This window comes from Candidatus Bathyarchaeota archaeon, from assembly GCA_026014725.1.
Taxonomy (GTDB): Archaea; Thermoproteota; Bathyarchaeia; order Bathyarchaeales; family Bathycorpusculaceae; genus Bathycorpusculum.
In genome coordinates, this window is record JAOZHV010000026.1 from 339962 (window position 1) to 355429 (window position 15468).

16 protein-coding genes are annotated in these 15468 nt (G+C 40.8%); 11 read left to right on the forward strand and 5 right to left on the reverse strand.

Annotated features, from left to right (window positions below; translation table 11 throughout):
* Genes NWE95_05885 through NWE95_05895 form a run of 3 tightly spaced genes read right to left on the reverse strand, consistent with a single transcriptional unit; the run spans position 1 to position 632 of the window.
* Positions 1 to 171, reverse strand: coding sequence for a hypothetical protein (locus tag NWE95_05885; protein MCW4003423.1), 171 nt, complete (start codon positions 169 to 171; stop codon positions 1 to 3).
* The gene (locus NWE95_05890; GenBank protein ID MCW4003424.1) at positions 158 to 370 is read right to left on the reverse strand and encodes a hypothetical protein; all 213 of its coding nucleotides are present in this window, start codon (positions 368 to 370) and stop codon (positions 158 to 160) included. The genes NWE95_05885 and NWE95_05890 overlap by 14 nt, the downstream gene beginning before the upstream one ends.
* Before the next feature lie 19 nt (positions 371 to 389).
* Entirely contained in the window at positions 390 to 632 is a 243-nt protein-coding gene (locus NWE95_05895) for a hypothetical protein (GenBank protein MCW4003425.1), read from the reverse strand.
* Positions 633 to 938: 306 nt separating this feature from the next.
* Here NWE95_05895 and NWE95_05900 point away from each other — a divergent pair, with 306 nt between their 5' ends.
* Positions 939 to 1616, forward strand: a complete 678-nt coding sequence (locus NWE95_05900) for a hypothetical protein (protein MCW4003426.1) — start codon at positions 939 to 941, stop codon at positions 1614 to 1616.
* Here the strand turns inward: NWE95_05900 and NWE95_05905 are convergent.
* Positions 1613 to 2032, reverse strand: coding sequence for a hypothetical protein (locus tag NWE95_05905; GenBank protein MCW4003427.1), 420 nt, complete (start codon positions 2030 to 2032; stop codon positions 1613 to 1615). The genes NWE95_05900 and NWE95_05905 overlap by 4 nt on opposite strands.
* Positions 2033 to 2367: 335 nt before the next feature.
* Positions 2368 to 2607: a hypothetical protein gene (locus NWE95_05910; protein ID MCW4003428.1), complete on the reverse strand. Its 240-nt coding sequence runs from the start codon at positions 2605 to 2607 to the stop codon at positions 2368 to 2370.
* 150 nt (positions 2608 to 2757) lie between these two features.
* Here NWE95_05910 and NWE95_05915 point away from each other — a divergent pair, with 150 nt between their 5' ends.
* The 10 genes from NWE95_05915 to NWE95_05960 all read left to right on the forward strand — a co-directional run.
* Positions 2758 to 3624 (forward strand): hypothetical protein, encoded by an 867-nt coding sequence (locus tag NWE95_05915; GenBank protein ID MCW4003429.1) that lies wholly within the window; start codon positions 2758 to 2760, stop codon positions 3622 to 3624.
* Between the two features lie 55 nt (positions 3625 to 3679).
* Positions 3680 to 3826 (forward strand): hypothetical protein, encoded by a 147-nt coding sequence (locus NWE95_05920; GenBank protein ID MCW4003430.1) that lies wholly within the window; start codon positions 3680 to 3682, stop codon positions 3824 to 3826.
* A 210-nt stretch (positions 3827 to 4036) separates the two neighbouring features.
* Positions 4037 to 5098, forward strand: a complete 1062-nt coding sequence (locus NWE95_05925) for a hypothetical protein (GenBank protein MCW4003431.1) — start codon at positions 4037 to 4039, stop codon at positions 5096 to 5098.
* Complete coding sequence (locus NWE95_05930) at positions 5099 to 6334, forward strand: hypothetical protein (protein ID MCW4003432.1); 1236 nt, start codon at positions 5099 to 5101, stop codon at positions 6332 to 6334.
* Between the two features lie 4 nt (positions 6335 to 6338).
* Positions 6339 to 8732 (forward strand): ATP-binding protein, encoded by a 2394-nt coding sequence (locus NWE95_05935; GenBank protein MCW4003433.1) that lies wholly within the window; start codon positions 6339 to 6341, stop codon positions 8730 to 8732.
* Positions 8733 to 8741: 9 nt separating this feature from the next.
* Positions 8742 to 9716 carry a hypothetical protein gene (locus NWE95_05940; GenBank protein MCW4003434.1) on the forward strand — a complete coding sequence of 325 codons (975 nt, stop codon included), beginning with the start codon at positions 8742 to 8744 and terminating at the stop codon, positions 9714 to 9716.
* Positions 9697 to 12219, forward strand: a complete 2523-nt coding sequence (locus tag NWE95_05945; GenBank protein ID MCW4003435.1) for a DEAD/DEAH box helicase — start codon at positions 9697 to 9699, stop codon at positions 12217 to 12219. The genes NWE95_05940 and NWE95_05945 overlap by 20 nt, the downstream gene beginning before the upstream one ends.
* Positions 12216 to 14399 carry a DUF1998 domain-containing protein gene (locus NWE95_05950; protein MCW4003436.1) on the forward strand — a complete coding sequence of 728 codons (2184 nt, stop codon included), beginning with the start codon at positions 12216 to 12218 and terminating at the stop codon, positions 14397 to 14399. Before NWE95_05945 ends, NWE95_05950 begins: the two co-directional genes overlap by 4 nt.
* 31 nt (positions 14400 to 14430) lie before the next feature.
* Entirely contained in the window at positions 14431 to 14976 is a 546-nt protein-coding gene (locus NWE95_05955; GenBank protein ID MCW4003437.1) for a phospholipase D-like domain-containing protein, read from the forward strand.
* A 162-nt stretch (positions 14977 to 15138) separates the two neighbouring features.
* The coding region (locus NWE95_05960; GenBank protein MCW4003438.1) for a hypothetical protein at positions 15139 to 15468 on the forward strand (330 nt) is incomplete at its 3' end.

The following is a 15468-nucleotide window of genomic DNA, read 5'->3' on the forward strand; positions in this document are numbered from 1 at the left end:
TCAACAAGAAACCTTTAAAACAGCATCTTCTCCCTGACGCAGGATACCCTCGATTGCCTTTGCACAAAGAACCGCTTCGGCCTTCAACTTTGATTTTCTAATCTGCGCAATCAATTTGTTGATTTCTTCCACTTGGCCGTCAGTCAAAACCTTCATGTCAATTCTGCCCATCCAGTTCAGCTAATCTTAGTTTCTCGTTATGTTCGTCGATTGCTTTTCCGTGAAGTTTGCCGCTGCACCTACACTTGCATTTCTTGCGCTTGCCTTTCGCGTGGTAGCATCCATAGCTGCACTTGCCCTTCCAAGGCTGCTCCTTGATGCCTTCGCTTTCGGGTTGAAGAATCTGGTTGCCGGGTGCAAGTTGCGCCATCCGCTTTTTAGCCTCGGTTCTACTTGAAGAATTCTTCGTCCCGCAGCTTCTGGGTGACACGGATGTAGCGGTGTCTTCGACAGAAATCCAAAATCTTATTCAGCAACGGGTCATTGCCGTTCTCAAACTCACGTTTGAAGCCCACCCTTCCGGTCTGCACACGAATCTCAAACATTCCATCAGTAGCTAAAAGCTGGTAAAAACCCAATTTTTCCCCAGCGTATTCTTCAAGGACATCCCAATCCTCAATAAGATTTACCAATTTTATTTCACCTAAAACTATGTTGCAGCAAGAATTCAAAAATTATCTGGCGCTTTCACGGAAACTCCTTGTGACCCCTTTCACGGAGTTTCCTTGTTAGGCGTTTCACGGAAACTACCCAAAACCCTCAAACAGCAACCAACTGATGACTCAAGGGATGGATGTTTTTGATTGATTGAGAGCAATTTTATGGATAACTTGAAAAATGAGAGCAAAAATGGAAAAATCGATTTACGCCTTTTTGTTGTAATCAGCAACCTTGCTAATCTAAAGTTTTTTATGTAATTTGCCCGAATAATTGAGGGCATGACTAAGAAAATATCCTTAGAAATTTCTGATGAAACCTATCAGAAGCTTTCGGAGCTTGGTGACTTCTACAAGCAAGACCTCAAACAGACACTTGCCGCAATCTTGAATGCAGTTGGCAACTGTCAAGGCGACATAACATCCCTAAACAGCATGTACGGACAAACCGACAACCTTGAAATAATCTTATTGCACGCCTTCAGACGTTACCCCGCCTTACTGAATTTGGTTAACCAGTTGCTTGAAAAAGTGGAAGGAACAAAAGGAGACTTTGACCTCGATACTGACGTGGAATTCTCTTTTGATGGAGACTATTTCAGGATTTGCTTCGATGCGAATAATAAGAACCCATTATGCATTCATCGGGTTGATTTCATAAAGCAAGATGGCCTTTACTGCTTTTCAACTAACACTTACATAAGTTCTGAAGAGACCAGTGAAGCATCGCTTGAAAAGCTGGAGGCAATAGCTTCTGACGTGGATGACCCATTTGATTCGGAAAGTTTCAATGTTGAAGTTGACAGAGGCATTGAAGAGCCTGGGGAACGCACAATTTGGACTTTGACTATTGACTGCTGGGAAGAATGCTTGGATGCTTTGCCGAAAATGAAACAAGTTGATAAACTGATTAAACGGATACTCAAAAGAGCAGGCGTAACTCTAAAGAGCCAAAGTTAAATGTCATCCTTTGGCATGACAACGTTCAGGAGCGCTAAAAGTATAATTGCTGCTTGCGTGTCGGTTGCCTTGTCCAAAATCTCCTGTATACTGTACTCTTTGAGGAGCATGGCGGGGTAGGCTTTCATTCGCAGCTCATAGTTCGCTGGGCTTTTGGCGCCTTCTTGGTTAGGTTTGGCTACGCGTACGTAGCCTGTTTCCTGTAGTGCATGCAGTCGTTTGGTTAGGCTTGCGTAGTAGGTTTCTTCCAAGCCCTTGTATCGGCTTATCTGTTTGAGTATCTGCTTGATGTTCTGCGGGCTGGTTTTGGCGAGAACCTCAAATATGGCAAGGTTAGCTCTGCCTGCACGGTCTTTGAAGACGTCAAGCTCGGTACCCTTGCACTGATTCTTGGTTTCCTTCCGCTTCCGCGCCAAAGTTTCCCAGCATCTCCTCCAGCTTGGAAGGAAACTAGAAAGCGGCGGAACAGGCTTATCACACTTGCCGCCGGCGTATCTGCCGCTTTGACCTGTCGCAAAATTTTTCTAGCGCTAGAAACGCCTTGGGCAAAACTCGTTGAAAGGTGCCATGTTGCCAAAATTGACAATTTCATGTAAAAAATCAGCCGAGAACACGGTTTTGTGCTGGTTTTTGTCGGGGTTTTGCCGAGGGTTTTTCTAGCGCTAGAAACGTTTTTCCCACTGCATTTCTAGCCGAAACAAGCAACGCTTACAGCAAAGGACGCTTTTGTGGCGGGCGCGTGATGTCGTTTTTATGGCGGGTGTTGCTGTTTGTTTCTGGTGAAAGTTAAGGTGATTACCTCTTCGCGGTCTGTTTCCTGTTCAGCCCAGTTTAGTGTGTAGTCTTTTTGGCGTTTAGCCTCAACCTTCTTGTTTAGCTCGGTTGGGAAGTTCACTGAGTAGATCGGGTAGCGCCGTTTCTTTCCTTTGTAGCGTTTGCTTGCCCACCGCCTCTGAAACCTAACCACAGCCGCGGCCTCCAACACGCGCACTTGACGCAACCAATAGAAGAGGAGTCGTTGGTTTAACAATTTTTCACGGGTTCCTGTTTAACCTTTAAGCCAGCCGATGTAGGGCTTGCCGTTTTTCTGTGCCATCTCAGAGTGAGAAGTTTTAAGCTTGCAGGCGCTAACAGATAGCTTATGGTTAATGTTTCGTACGTTTACCCTAATACTTGCGAGTTGCCGCAGCGGGGCGGACTTGTTGACCGTTGGCGCCTTGCTGTTGCATCAGGATGCGGCTGTGTTGAGGTACCCGCTGACTTTGTGAAGGGTGTTAATGAAGAGAGAAAGACAGGGTTGAGTGTTTGCAGTTTTCTGTCTCCCGACGCGATAGCTGCGCTTTATGAGTGGGATGTTGATGTTCCTGAGGAGTTGGAGTATTGTCTTCACACTGAGCCTTCCTTGCCCAGAGAAGACCAGTATGGCTTGGTGCATCAAGCCGCTTTAATGTGGCACAACAAGGAGTGGGTTAAACAGTTTGCTGCTATGACCCTTGATATAGGCAGGTTTTTTGGCAAGCCTCCACGGTACGTTGAGATTCACCCCGGCGACCAGAGGAACACTTTCAAAGATTTGCTGTTTGCTGTTCATGCGCTGTTAGATGGGCATGCTGAAGTCTTTGGCAAAAAACCACTTGTCTTGGTGGAGAATCGGACAAACCAGTTTATCTCCAAAGGATCAGACATCGCGTCGTTTTGGCAGTTCATAGTCGACGAAGAACCCGCTTTGAGAGGGCAGGTGGGCGTGGTACTGGATGTTTCACAGTTTTTCACTGTAACAAGAGCCGGTTTTGAGGCGCAGCTAGGCATGATTCCATTGGATGCCGTTAAAGGGTTGCATGTGCATTTCAAGCACGTTGCGCCTTCGCTGTCTGATGTTGTTCCATGGATGAAGGTTTTCGACAAGGTTAAGAGGCTAAACGGTGAGGTTTTAGTTAATCCAGAAGTTAGTCACAGAAAAAACGTGGCGCCAACCATCGCGTTCTGCAAAAAACACTTCACCACATAAAAAACAGTAAAATAGCGCCAAACGTTAACCTGTAACAGCAAAGGGTGCTTGGGAATTGAAGACAGTTCGCGTCTCCGATGAAACCCACAAGAAACTCACGCGGTTGCTGGGCGAGTTGATGGCTAAAACCGGGAAAGCCCAAACCTTCAACGACGTCATCGAAAACTTGATCGCAAGAAGCCAAGAAAAAGCCATTCCCTAAAAGCAAGAATTCATGGTTTTGCTATTTTACAGAGAGAAGCCAGAGGAACATGCAAACTCGTTCCAAGTGCATGTTTGCCGTTATCAAGAGCTTTTTGCTCAATGTATTCAGTTAGCTTTTGAAAAGTCTTAATAATATTATAAGTCTATATCTTGTCTGTTACAGCAGGTAATCGCCTGCATACGTTAGACGCTAATTACCGGTGAAAGCATGGCTACCAACACCCTATTTTGGATAGGAGAAAGCAAAAATCCAATCAAGAAGGATAGAAGCACAGATTTTGTAATGGATTCAGCAATTAACTATTACAATAAAGAAGAACCCGAATTAAGATACAAACCTGGCAAGTTGTTTTTAGATAATGGGGCATATACGGCGCAGATGACAGGGATGCAGCTTGAAGTGGAAAAGGTTATTTTCATACAAGAAGAGCTCGGGCCTGATCTAACAATTCCCGTTGATTTTCCTTTCAGACCTGGAATGGGTGTCCCTCGAATGCAGAAACTTTGGGCTAAAACAGCAGAAAACGTTCTTTATTGGCAAAATTCAACTAATTTAAAAGGCAAATTAGTACCTGCGCTTCATGCATGGGACAAGAAATCTCTTGTTGAGAATCTTTCTTGGCTTCAAAAGAATGCTGACGCTGATTATATTGCGCTTGGAAGTATTGTGAATCCTCAGTTTGAAGGGTATGAGGGCTTTTTTGGTGATAGGCAGCCGAGGAAAGAACTTGTAGACATGCTGTGTTTTGCTTTGGGTGCCATAGAGAAAAAGTCTGATTTTAGTGTTCATCTTATGGGTTTTGGGTCTTCGCCGTTAATGCTTCATCTAGGGTATTATTTGGGGATTAAAAGCACAGACTCGACTGGATATAGAAGGAAAGCCGCCTTTGGAAAAATAGTCTTGCCAGGTACGGGAGAAAGGTATGTCGGTGCAAGGACTAATGATTTTGGAGCTACAGCTCTCGATAACTCAAAAACTTACTCAAATGATATAGCACTACTTGAAAAATGCACTTGTCCTATTTGCTTAGAGAACAAGTATAAACTTTGGACAGATTGGAAGGCTAGAGCAATCCATAATGAATATGTGATGAAGCAAGAAGCAAAAAAAGCTGAACGTTTCCTCTCAATGGGGATTGAAACCTACGAGAAATACTTAGATAATGTTGTTTTTGCCAAATCAGGATTAAAGTTTCTCTGGGAATATGCGAAGCTTCGGAGAAAATATTACCGTATTTCTCAACTTCTTTTTGAGGAGGACAGCACCTAATTGAAACTAGTTTGTAGTGAACCACAGATATTTGGAAAAGCATTAGAGTGCGTCTCTAAATTTGTCGATAAGGTTCATTTTGACATTAATCAAAATGGCGTTCGGCTTCGAAGTGTAGACCCAGACGATTTTTGTTACATTGATTTACTCATGAAAAAAGGTTTTTTCGCAAACAATTTACAAGGGCAAATGAGTTTTGGAATCGATGTAAGTAAATTTTCCAAGTTCCTCCCGAGTGTGATATCTGCTGATGCTGTTTCACTTGACATTGATGCAAATGGGTTATCTTTTGAGGCTACAAAAAAATGGACTGCTCGTTTTAAAATTACTTTTCTTAACCAAGACCCATACAATCTTCCTGAACCAAAAAAGTTCAAGTACAGCGCATTAGCTGAAATCGAGCCTACCGAGTTTTCGAAACTTGTAAGCACAGCCGCCACAATTTCAAATGAAATAACCTTCACAATTGGTGTTGGAAAGTTTATTATAGGCAGTTCATTTGGGGACTATTCCTTCACCGGAGAGCCTTCAAAGTGTTTAGTTGTTAATAATGTTGAAAAAGAGGTTTCTTCCTCTGTAATTGCCAGCTACATAAAAACTCTTGGAACACTAATTAACAAGTGCTCCAAAGTATGCGTCAAGGTATCAGATAATACGCCTGTCCAACTTGATTTGCAGTATGGCGATAATGGAGTTTTCTCTTTTGCTTTATCTCATAAACGTAAGAGCATGAACTTAAATAGTGTAACAGATAGGAACGGGACATCCCTTCCTAGATTGACTGTTACACGTCTTCCAGAATTCTTACTTTATTTAACTACATGCCCATCTGGAGAAGAGACAAAGTTACTGCAAGATGCTGGTTTGGAGACTTCTGGCGGAGATTATAGTAGGATGGCTCAGGAGCTTGGGTTAGCAGTTCGTTCGGAAGGTAAATTGAGACTTACAAAAGAAGGAGAAGTGTTTACTAATCTACTTCAGAATAATCAGGAGCAAGCTAAATGTTTCCTGCATGGACGAGCTTTCTCGAAAATAGCAGCTTACAAAGTTTTGGTTAACTCTCTCAAGGAGAAATCGCTTACACCCGAAGAATTGTTTGATGAAATAAATAGTCACCAAAAGAAAATAGCAGATTACCCTATAGATAAGCAGGACCTTTCTACGCTATTAGGTATAGCGATTTGGTGCGAAATAATTGATAAAAAATTAGCTTTGTACTATCTAAAGAGGGAATAATAGGATGAGTAGTGCAGAAGTATATGGGCTGAAGGACAACCCATTTGAACCAACGGGCGCAGCTGTTGATAAATATCCTTTTGTACCGCCTGCAAACTTCCCAATGTTAGAGCAAAAAATCATAGAGGCAGGTGTTGAAAGGAAACTCTATGCGTTGTTGGTTAATAGTCCCCATGGAGCAGGTAAAAGTACCACAATGGAGTATCTAAAAAAGAAAGCGTCTAATGGCGGTTACCTTTCATATCGGGCGCCTGTCCTGTTGACTAGACTTGCAAATTTATCCATTGAAGACTTCGTCAGAGATGTTCTAAAAGAAGCAACCCCTTTTGGCAAATTGTCGCCAATAGTACCTTCAAAATTTGGAACGACTCCGTCTATGCTTAGAAAGGCACTTGTTGAAACGCTATCACCGATTGCGACAAAACACAAACTAATGCTTTGGATTGTTGATGAATTCGATATTCTGGCAGACCAGCCAGAAAAAGAACAGAGGAGTTTTCTCCAATTTCTAAGAGATGTCGTCGATGATCTTGCGAAGGTAAACGCACCTATCGCCTTCATAATGTCACATACCAAGTATTCATCGAGACAATTTGAAGCTAACTTATCTAAGCAGCATGAACCTTTTAGAAGCAGGCTTGTTGCTTCGTTACCTCTATCTTATAGTTTTCCAGAGGTAAAAAAGATAGTTTTTGAAAGACTTAGAAGCGTTTCAATTTCTACACGGCAAGAAGATGACATCTCTCCATTCTCAGAAGAAGCATTGAAAGCTCTCTATGATTTAATTCTGGCAGTTAGAGGAACAGAGAGTCTCGATAACTTTCGGGTTTTCGAGCGAATATGCCATTTTGCCCTCATCGAAGGCGCAAAAAAAGGGATGAAAACGATCGAAAAGACGCTTGTTCAAGAGCTTTTTAAGGAGTATGGTCTTAAAGAACTGCCAATTAGAGAAGGGCGCAATCTTTCGATTAAAACGTCTCAAGAGATTGTTAACCTTAAGACAAGCGATTTTATGCAAAAACACGAGGCGATTTTACAAGGCGTAGTGAAAGGTATCAGACGCACTAAGTCTTTTGGAGACGAATGCATTAAGAATGTAGAGACCTCATTCTTGGGTTGTGTCAATGAAGGCATCGTTGGAATGAGTTCCTTATCTGCAAATATTATATTGGCTGACAGGTCGATTAGAGTCTTTTTGGTGTTAGCCAGCAGTAAAGAAGGAATACTTCAAGTCACAGAAATAAATGCCATCATGCAAGAGCTTAAGCCTCTAATTAGAGATTTGGAGGTCTATTCACACAAGATTATTCTTGCATATGTTTCAAGCATACAAATTCCCAATCTTTCAAGAGGTGATTTCGATCAAGTTATCTGGATTCGGGATGCGTTAGCCGAGGATCTTATGGGTCTTAGCGCTGGAGTTGAAGAGGATGTTGGAGTTCTAATAAAATCTTTTGAAAGCGATATTGCTCCAGTATTAGGCCAACTCATTATAAGAGAAACTACGGATATAACAGCACAACTTTCTGCTCAAACAATGGAAATTATACAAACGCTTTTTGTTATTTCTGCTAGTGGAGAAGTGTGTACAAAAGAAGCCCTGAGACAGGATCATAAAAGGCTTTTTATGCGAAAAACAAAGCTTCCTGAGTCGTATGTTGTAGAAGCTATTCAATCAGGATTTATAAAAGAGCAAGCAAATCAATTAGAGCCAACGGTACCTAAAGCTCACAACTTTCTATTAGATTTACTTGAGAAAGGTCCTTTAGATTACTCCTTTGTGGTTAAGAAGCTTGGAGTTGCCGGCGAAGCGATTATCAAGTCAGCTATTGACTTTGGCTTAGTGTACCTTGATGGAGGCAAGTTATCGAAACGCAGGTTTGCAGAATATGAAAACAGTGTAAAATCAAGCTTGGACTTTCTCCGAACTTATAATCAAAATGCTGTTATTAGAGAAAGTGAAATAGGTCAGCTAATCGAATGGCTCGTTTCAGCCTACGACCAAAAGAAAACAGAACAATCCTATGCGCTCTACATAATTCTTTCAACTATCCAAAAGCTGTCTTCTTCAATTCAAGCTGAGATTACAAAATATCGACAGACACAAGTAACCAAGCCCAGTCCACTTTCGGGTGCTCAAGTAGCACCACCAATTGATGTACACTCAAGTGTTGTTTCAGTGCCTTCATCAACTATTTCAGCATCTACTAGCCTTGAACTCCCGCAACCTATGGGTCAACTAATAGATGATATCATATTAACCACACTGAGAAAAACTGGACCATTACTGCTTCAAGAATTGGATGTTAAAGTAAAAGAACAAGGATACCAACAAGATGTAAAACCTGCTGTACTTCGACTCATATATAGTGGAAAACTAAAAGTCTCCTCTGGGTAAGGCGATAGCTTGAAAGAAAGAACCTATCCTCGAGTAGACCTCAACAAGGTCAGTAATTGGCTTTCCGTCCTTTCCTCATATAGTTTGCCCTTAACTGAGATTAGTTCTAGGAAACTAAATGAAAAAGAAAATAAAAAACAATTATCTGGCGACCTGAAACAAAAAATCACAACTTGGAAAAAAAATAAAGGCATAGCTGACCAAGATGATTTGGAATACAAATACTTTTTGGAAGGAATTGAAGTCTTACTGAATAGGCCTCTTGAAAAGGAAGATTTAGACGTACCGTTGCTTCACGATTTAACTATCGGTGAGATAGTAGGGTATGAACTAACGAGAAAAAAAAATTATTATTTATCAAAGTTCGGGTACAGACTATTTACATATTGGAATCTGAAACAACACAATCTTTATGAGGCGATGCTCTTTTGGCTAATAATCAGGTCCAAAAGCTTCGATCCTCTTTTACAAAAAATCATTTCTGATCCACGCATTTACAATAATGGTCTTCAAGATAATCTGATACCAAGTAGAGATGGTATTTCTAGGGTGCTCGTACAAAAATGGTTGCAATATTTTTCTTTAATTAAAAATCATAAACTTGACGAATCGAGACTTTCAATTTTTCTCTTATATTCTCTTATTTTCGAAATAAATGAAATAGTTGAAAATCGAGGGCCTTCCAAGTTTTATGTTGAAGAGTTATGTGAGCTTGTTTCCGAAAGATTCTCAATCAGTTTAACAGTTATTGACTGGAGTGTTATGCTAGAATGGTTATATTCCAATGTAGGTCGCCAGGCTATGGTTGGATTTCCATCAGGAAGAGGTCATAAAGGTTTACCATCAAAACCAAGCGTACAGATTCTCGAGATAAACACTGTAATTCCGCTTTTACTTCTAAACGAAATTCAATTTTTTGAAGTAAAGAAGTCTATTCTCTTTGGGGGTCTTTATGAGCACAAACTTGACGAAAGAAGAGAGTGATTTTCTTAGAACCGTAGAGAGCATTGAAGCTGTCAGAATTGCGCATGGAGAATATGATGAATTTGTCCCTCTGGATGTGATATGTTCTAAGTTGGGTATCGACGAATCTCAAGGCTTTCTTATTGCTTCCACTCTGGCTAGTAGACGGCTTCTGCTTCTAGATGTTTCTACAGGACAAAATTTGGTGAAGAGCAAGGTTGGCCACATTATCAAAGCACTATATCATACTACGACCAGCATTCGCGGAAGTTTCGTGAGAGATGTTTCAGACTTAAAATACGTACGTTTCACTAAACAGATACCTCAAAAGACTATACCTTTGGATAAAAGAGAAACCATAGACGCCCTTGTGGAACTCATGAACTTGGAGTTTGGTACCGAGCGAGATTTAATTGAAAAAGTGTTGATTGCTTTGGCTGGCCGATTTGCAAAGTTGAGCGGCTTCCAACTTTTGTCTACTAAGAGCATCCTATCAATGCTGGCAAGCAAGTCTAAGAACAATTCCCTTGTTATTGTCGCTGAAACTGGTGCAGGTAAATCGTTGTCATATCAACTACCATTGCTTTTATGGACATTAATTAAAAAAAATAGAGCTTACCAAGTGGATCCAGCAAAGCAAGCAACCCCGACGGTAAACCTCACAGCATTACTTTTGTTTCCGAGAAATGTCCTTGCAGAGGATCAATATGGTGAATTGATGGAACTAACTGATCGGTTAAATGGCGCAATCAATTCGATGATGATACCGACAAAACTGAAAGCATTTCTCAAAATAAAAATTGAAAAAGACTTTGGAGGAGTTAACGCCGCAGAAAGAGAGAAAATCTATCAGAGCCACCCTGACATAATCGTGACAAATCCAGACACATTAAAGAGGAGATTAATGAACCCTCTCGCTTCGACTCTTTACAAAACAGGGATTGATTTTGTTCTATATGATGAAATTCATCTTTATTATGGTCTTCACGGCGCCAATGTTGCATCACTGAATTCGCGTCTTCAAAATCTTCTGCCTAAATTGCCAGTCTTTGTTGGAATGTCTGCAACAATAGCTAATCCTCAAAAGCATTGCCAAAAGTTATTTTCCATTAGTCAGCAGCCTGACCTCATTTCGGACAGAAACGATTACTTGGTTGATCATGTAACAGAGCATGATGTTATCATTAAACCGAGAGCAGGTAGATCAACATTAGGTGTTTGCACCGATTTGACATCTTCTCTTTTGCACAACAGACGTGAAGATACATCGCAAGCACATAATTTAAGCAATGAACTGCGCCCTAAGACGTTATGCTTTGTGGATTCGCTTGACCTTGTTGGTCGATGGGTATCTTTTCAGAGAAACTATGAACTCTATGAACAGTTTGATGCTGTGAAGACGCAATTTAGACGAGAGTACCCAATTCATTTTGCGCCTCTATCAGAAGCTGACGCCCAGCAACAAGCAACATGTCTACAATGCAAATCAAGCAGTCTCGTAATTGCTACACAGTGTACTGAATATTTAGAAGGAAGATGTTGGTGGTTTTCTCAAGACAACGCTAATATCATGAGATGGAGACGAATTCCAAATGGAACAACCCCTGATGATAATATCCGAGTTAGGAGATTGACAAGTCAAGAAGTTGACCGCTCACAACTTAGTGATATTTACGGTCTATTTATCGATAATCATATAGACCCGCGAGGATTGCCTATCGACGCACTTATTGCGACATCTGTTTTGGAGGTGGGTGTAGATTTCAGAGGGATTCAAGAAGTAATAATGTATGGCGAAATAAGATCACCTTCAAGTTATAAACAAAAGGCAGGACGTGGCGCAAGGGAAGGAAACTTGAGCGAAGGACTTTTTATAATGACGATTATCCCATTTTCGCCATTGGCGAACTTCTATTATAGACATTTTCACAGATTGGTTTTTCCATCATTATCTCCTCTACCGCTTGAACCCAGAAATCCAGACATAGTTCGTTCACACGCTTTTTGCTCTATCTTCGATTTCTTAGCCATAAATGGAGTGGATGTCTTTAACATACTTGGTGCAAAGTATGATCTCAAACAAATCGAAGACAACTTCGTGCAAGCATTAGGAATTCTTAATTCCCAAAAGAAAGATGTGAACAGTTTTGTGTCTTCCTATCTAGTCCGATTAGGCTATCATTTAAGCCAAATCAGTGACATTGTCCAAACAGCTCTCGATAATGCAATATGCGTTTTATCCTTCCTATCCTCGAATTACACAATTGGAGGAGAGACTAAGAAATTGATAATTTGGTTATTCCAAGCTTTTAGAGACATGAACATAATGGCAACATTAGAAGACGAATTCAAAGCTAACTTGGAAAAATACGAAAAGGATTTGAAGCTTCTTACCGAATCAAAGGACGCCACAATGACGGCGGCTACAAATCTTCAAGCCGTTTTGAACAAACTCGGAAAGGACTATTCTAATGAGTTAAACAACCTAAAGGAACTGCTCTCAAAAATAGGCGGATCGCTATGAGTGAAATAGAAAAACTTAGAAAAATGCTAATTGAATTGAGAAAAAAAGCTAGGCAAGATTTGAACGTCCCAGATGAATTACATACAGAACTTGTCAATACCAGCACTGCATTAGAACGAGCGTTAGAAAAACTAGCGGAATCAAAACATTTGGATGCTAGCAAAACCAAGATGCTTTTCAAAAACGCAGAGCGCTTATCTTTGATGCTTGAAGATATTAAGAAAGGGAGAAGCGCCTATCCCTCTTACGTTGACGACTTTGTGCCCAGTATTGCTCAAGGTCCTTATACTATGCCTAGAAACTTGTTTGAACCTCAAGGTGCACAACAAATAACCGTTAATGCAGGAGGTAAACTCAGGCTGGAAAGAGCAGAGCTCGCTTTATCAATTTTGTTCCCTGGATCATCAACTTTCAGGTATGGAACATTACCATCCAAGATTAAATTAGGTAGATGGTCACAAGATGGGAGAGCGCATTTATCTTCTATTCATGATTTATCGCCCGCGCCTGAGTTCAAAATAAAGGTTCGTGATAGGGTAATGAGCGTTTACAAGCCCTTGAAGTTAAATGCTTCTCTTTTAAGGTCGCAAATCGCTCTCTGCACTACATGTCTTTCATTGATTGACGAGGATGAAACTTGTGGTCATAGTACGGTGCAACCTCATACAAAGTTACCTTCAAATTTTCCGATAATCGTGAAATCTGAACTTGGAAGGAAAATGGGTGAAGATAAGCATCTTCAAAAACCACTTTCCTTTGTAATCTCGAAAACTATCTTTCTTCCGAATTTAGAAGTTGGCTTAGCGGTAACAGGTTTTGAAAGGACAGCAACTGTCAGAAGACAACAGAATTATCGAACTGTTCGGATAGAGTATGACCCACCTATTGGGATTAGGTTATGTACTTCTGGGCTGTCATTTACCGTCAATATTCCCACAGAATTTTTACATGAGGTTCTGAAAAATAATCGCATGCTTAGACGAGACATTATTATACAATTACTCGCTAACAGAATTGCTGAACTGATGAGCAGAACAGGTATCCCTTCATATCATCATGAGCTATTGCTTTCCTCCCTAGTTTCTGCCATTCATTTAGACGACCTAATAGACGAAAGGACGGCTATCAGCAACTTGAGAAGTCCTCTGGCAATCCCCGACATTATCGCTGAAATTGACCGCGAACTTGTATTTTATGAAAGCAGTCGACCTGACATTGCGAAGATAACTGAGATGTTTACTGCTCTCCAAATATTTGACATCACAGAAGAAAATCTTCTGAACAAATTAAAAATTACCATCCTTCATTCTATGGCTCATGTGCTGTTATTGGCAACAGCTATAACATCGGGTTCTCAACTTGATGACCTTGATTACTTGTTACGAGAAGAAACTAACGAGGTGGTTGTGTTTGATGCGGTTAGTGGAGGAAATGGGTCCTCAGAGACTGCTTTCGAGTTTCTGTTTGAACCCGGTCAGTTTAGTGTAGAGGAATATTTAGAAAGCGAAGAGCGGCAAGAAATTTTCAAACCAAGGAATCTAGATGAAACAGCATTTGAACTTCTTTTGCCTTGCATAAATGGAGTTGCAGACAGAGCTTTCTTATTTGGCAAGGTTAACCCTCTCGAGACTGAAATAAAGCGAAAACTTACCGATTTAAAAAACAAGGCATCTACGCATGCTGCTCCTATAGCACGTATCAAAAGTTATGGTAGCAAATCCATATTTCCTTTAGGAATAGGTTATCATGGAGTTGATTATTCTCAACTTTCAATGGATGCCGACCGATTCAAGGAAACGGCAAACATATGCTTACATGGCTGCCCTGAATGCATTTCTATAGGTAGGAAATGCCATGTTGGATCCTTCTTTGAGAAATATAACATCAGCAAAATAGCTTTAGATGAGCTCCTTAATTACTTGTTGAAAGAAGCCATCGTAGAGGCCTTCTCTGAAAGTGAAATAAGGCGAGTTTTAAAGAGCCAGAGTTTCGCAATAATCAAATTGTCATGCAATGACGAAAAAAGTTGTGAAGAAGCCGCCAAAGAGTTAAATTCAAAGATTTTGGCTCTTTCTGGTCAAGATTTAAATGGTGGTCATATAAAATTTGCAGGCCATTGGGTGGACGTCGACATTTCGTCAGGAGCGGTTGTATACTATTATATGCTCAAGGTGATTTAGTCTGGTTCACGTTACACAAGAAAATATCTCTATGATAGACGTCGATTTGCTTGTCTCAGAATGCATTAAAGCGAATAGGGGCGAAAAGGCTTTTGCTTATCTCGTTTCTCCATTCATCTCTGACTTCAGAATCCCAGCTTCGTTGGTGAAGTTTGCGAGTAATCTGATAAACGTTACAGATGTCGAACATATGAGCGACCTTATCGCGTTACTTGCACATTATGGGGGTCAAATTTATGTTATTACTAGATCACCACAAGACCTTATGGGAACTACTATTTCTCCACACTTCGTTGGGAAACAACTCAAGATACTATTAAAATTAAAAGAGTTGAAATGCGATATTCATTCTTGTCCTAAGTTGCATGCTAAAGCTACAGTAACTTCACAAGGTGCCGTTTCAGGCTCATTTAATCTAACTGAGAGTGGAAGATTCTTTAATCTTGAAGAAGGGCACTTCTTTCCAAACGTTGAAGAATCGCAAAAGCAATATTCGGATATCCTTGCGTGGGTTCAAGATTTATTCTCAAATCAATCTATACAAATAACAGACAATGATTTACTTTTAAACCCATGAACCCCACTCTGCTACCGAAAGGACACTTAAGGTTCGATACACGAAACGTTTAAACCGCGCTCTAGCCGAGCGTGAATAAGTTGCTGAATATCGCCAAGTATGGTTTTATGTATCGGTAAAGTATTTAAATGCCGTCAATTACCGATATATCGGTAACGATTCATGATAACAACACTTACCGATACACCAAAAAAGGAACACAAGAAAAATAGGGGAAAACTCCGCGAACGCATAATCCGAACACTGCTCGTCGAGCCAAACGGCACACTCACAAAGTACAAGCTCGCAAAGACGGCAGAAGCCTCTTTCCCGTGGACACATGAATTCCTCAACAAGCTGCAAGCTCAAAAACTGGTAAACGGCACCCAAGTCACAAACTACAAAGGCCTAATCAACTACTGGCTACAAGTAAAAACCAAGCCCGAAAAGAAAGACTACATGCACAAAAACCCCCTAAGCCTAATCCAAAAAACAAACCTGCCCTACGCGCTC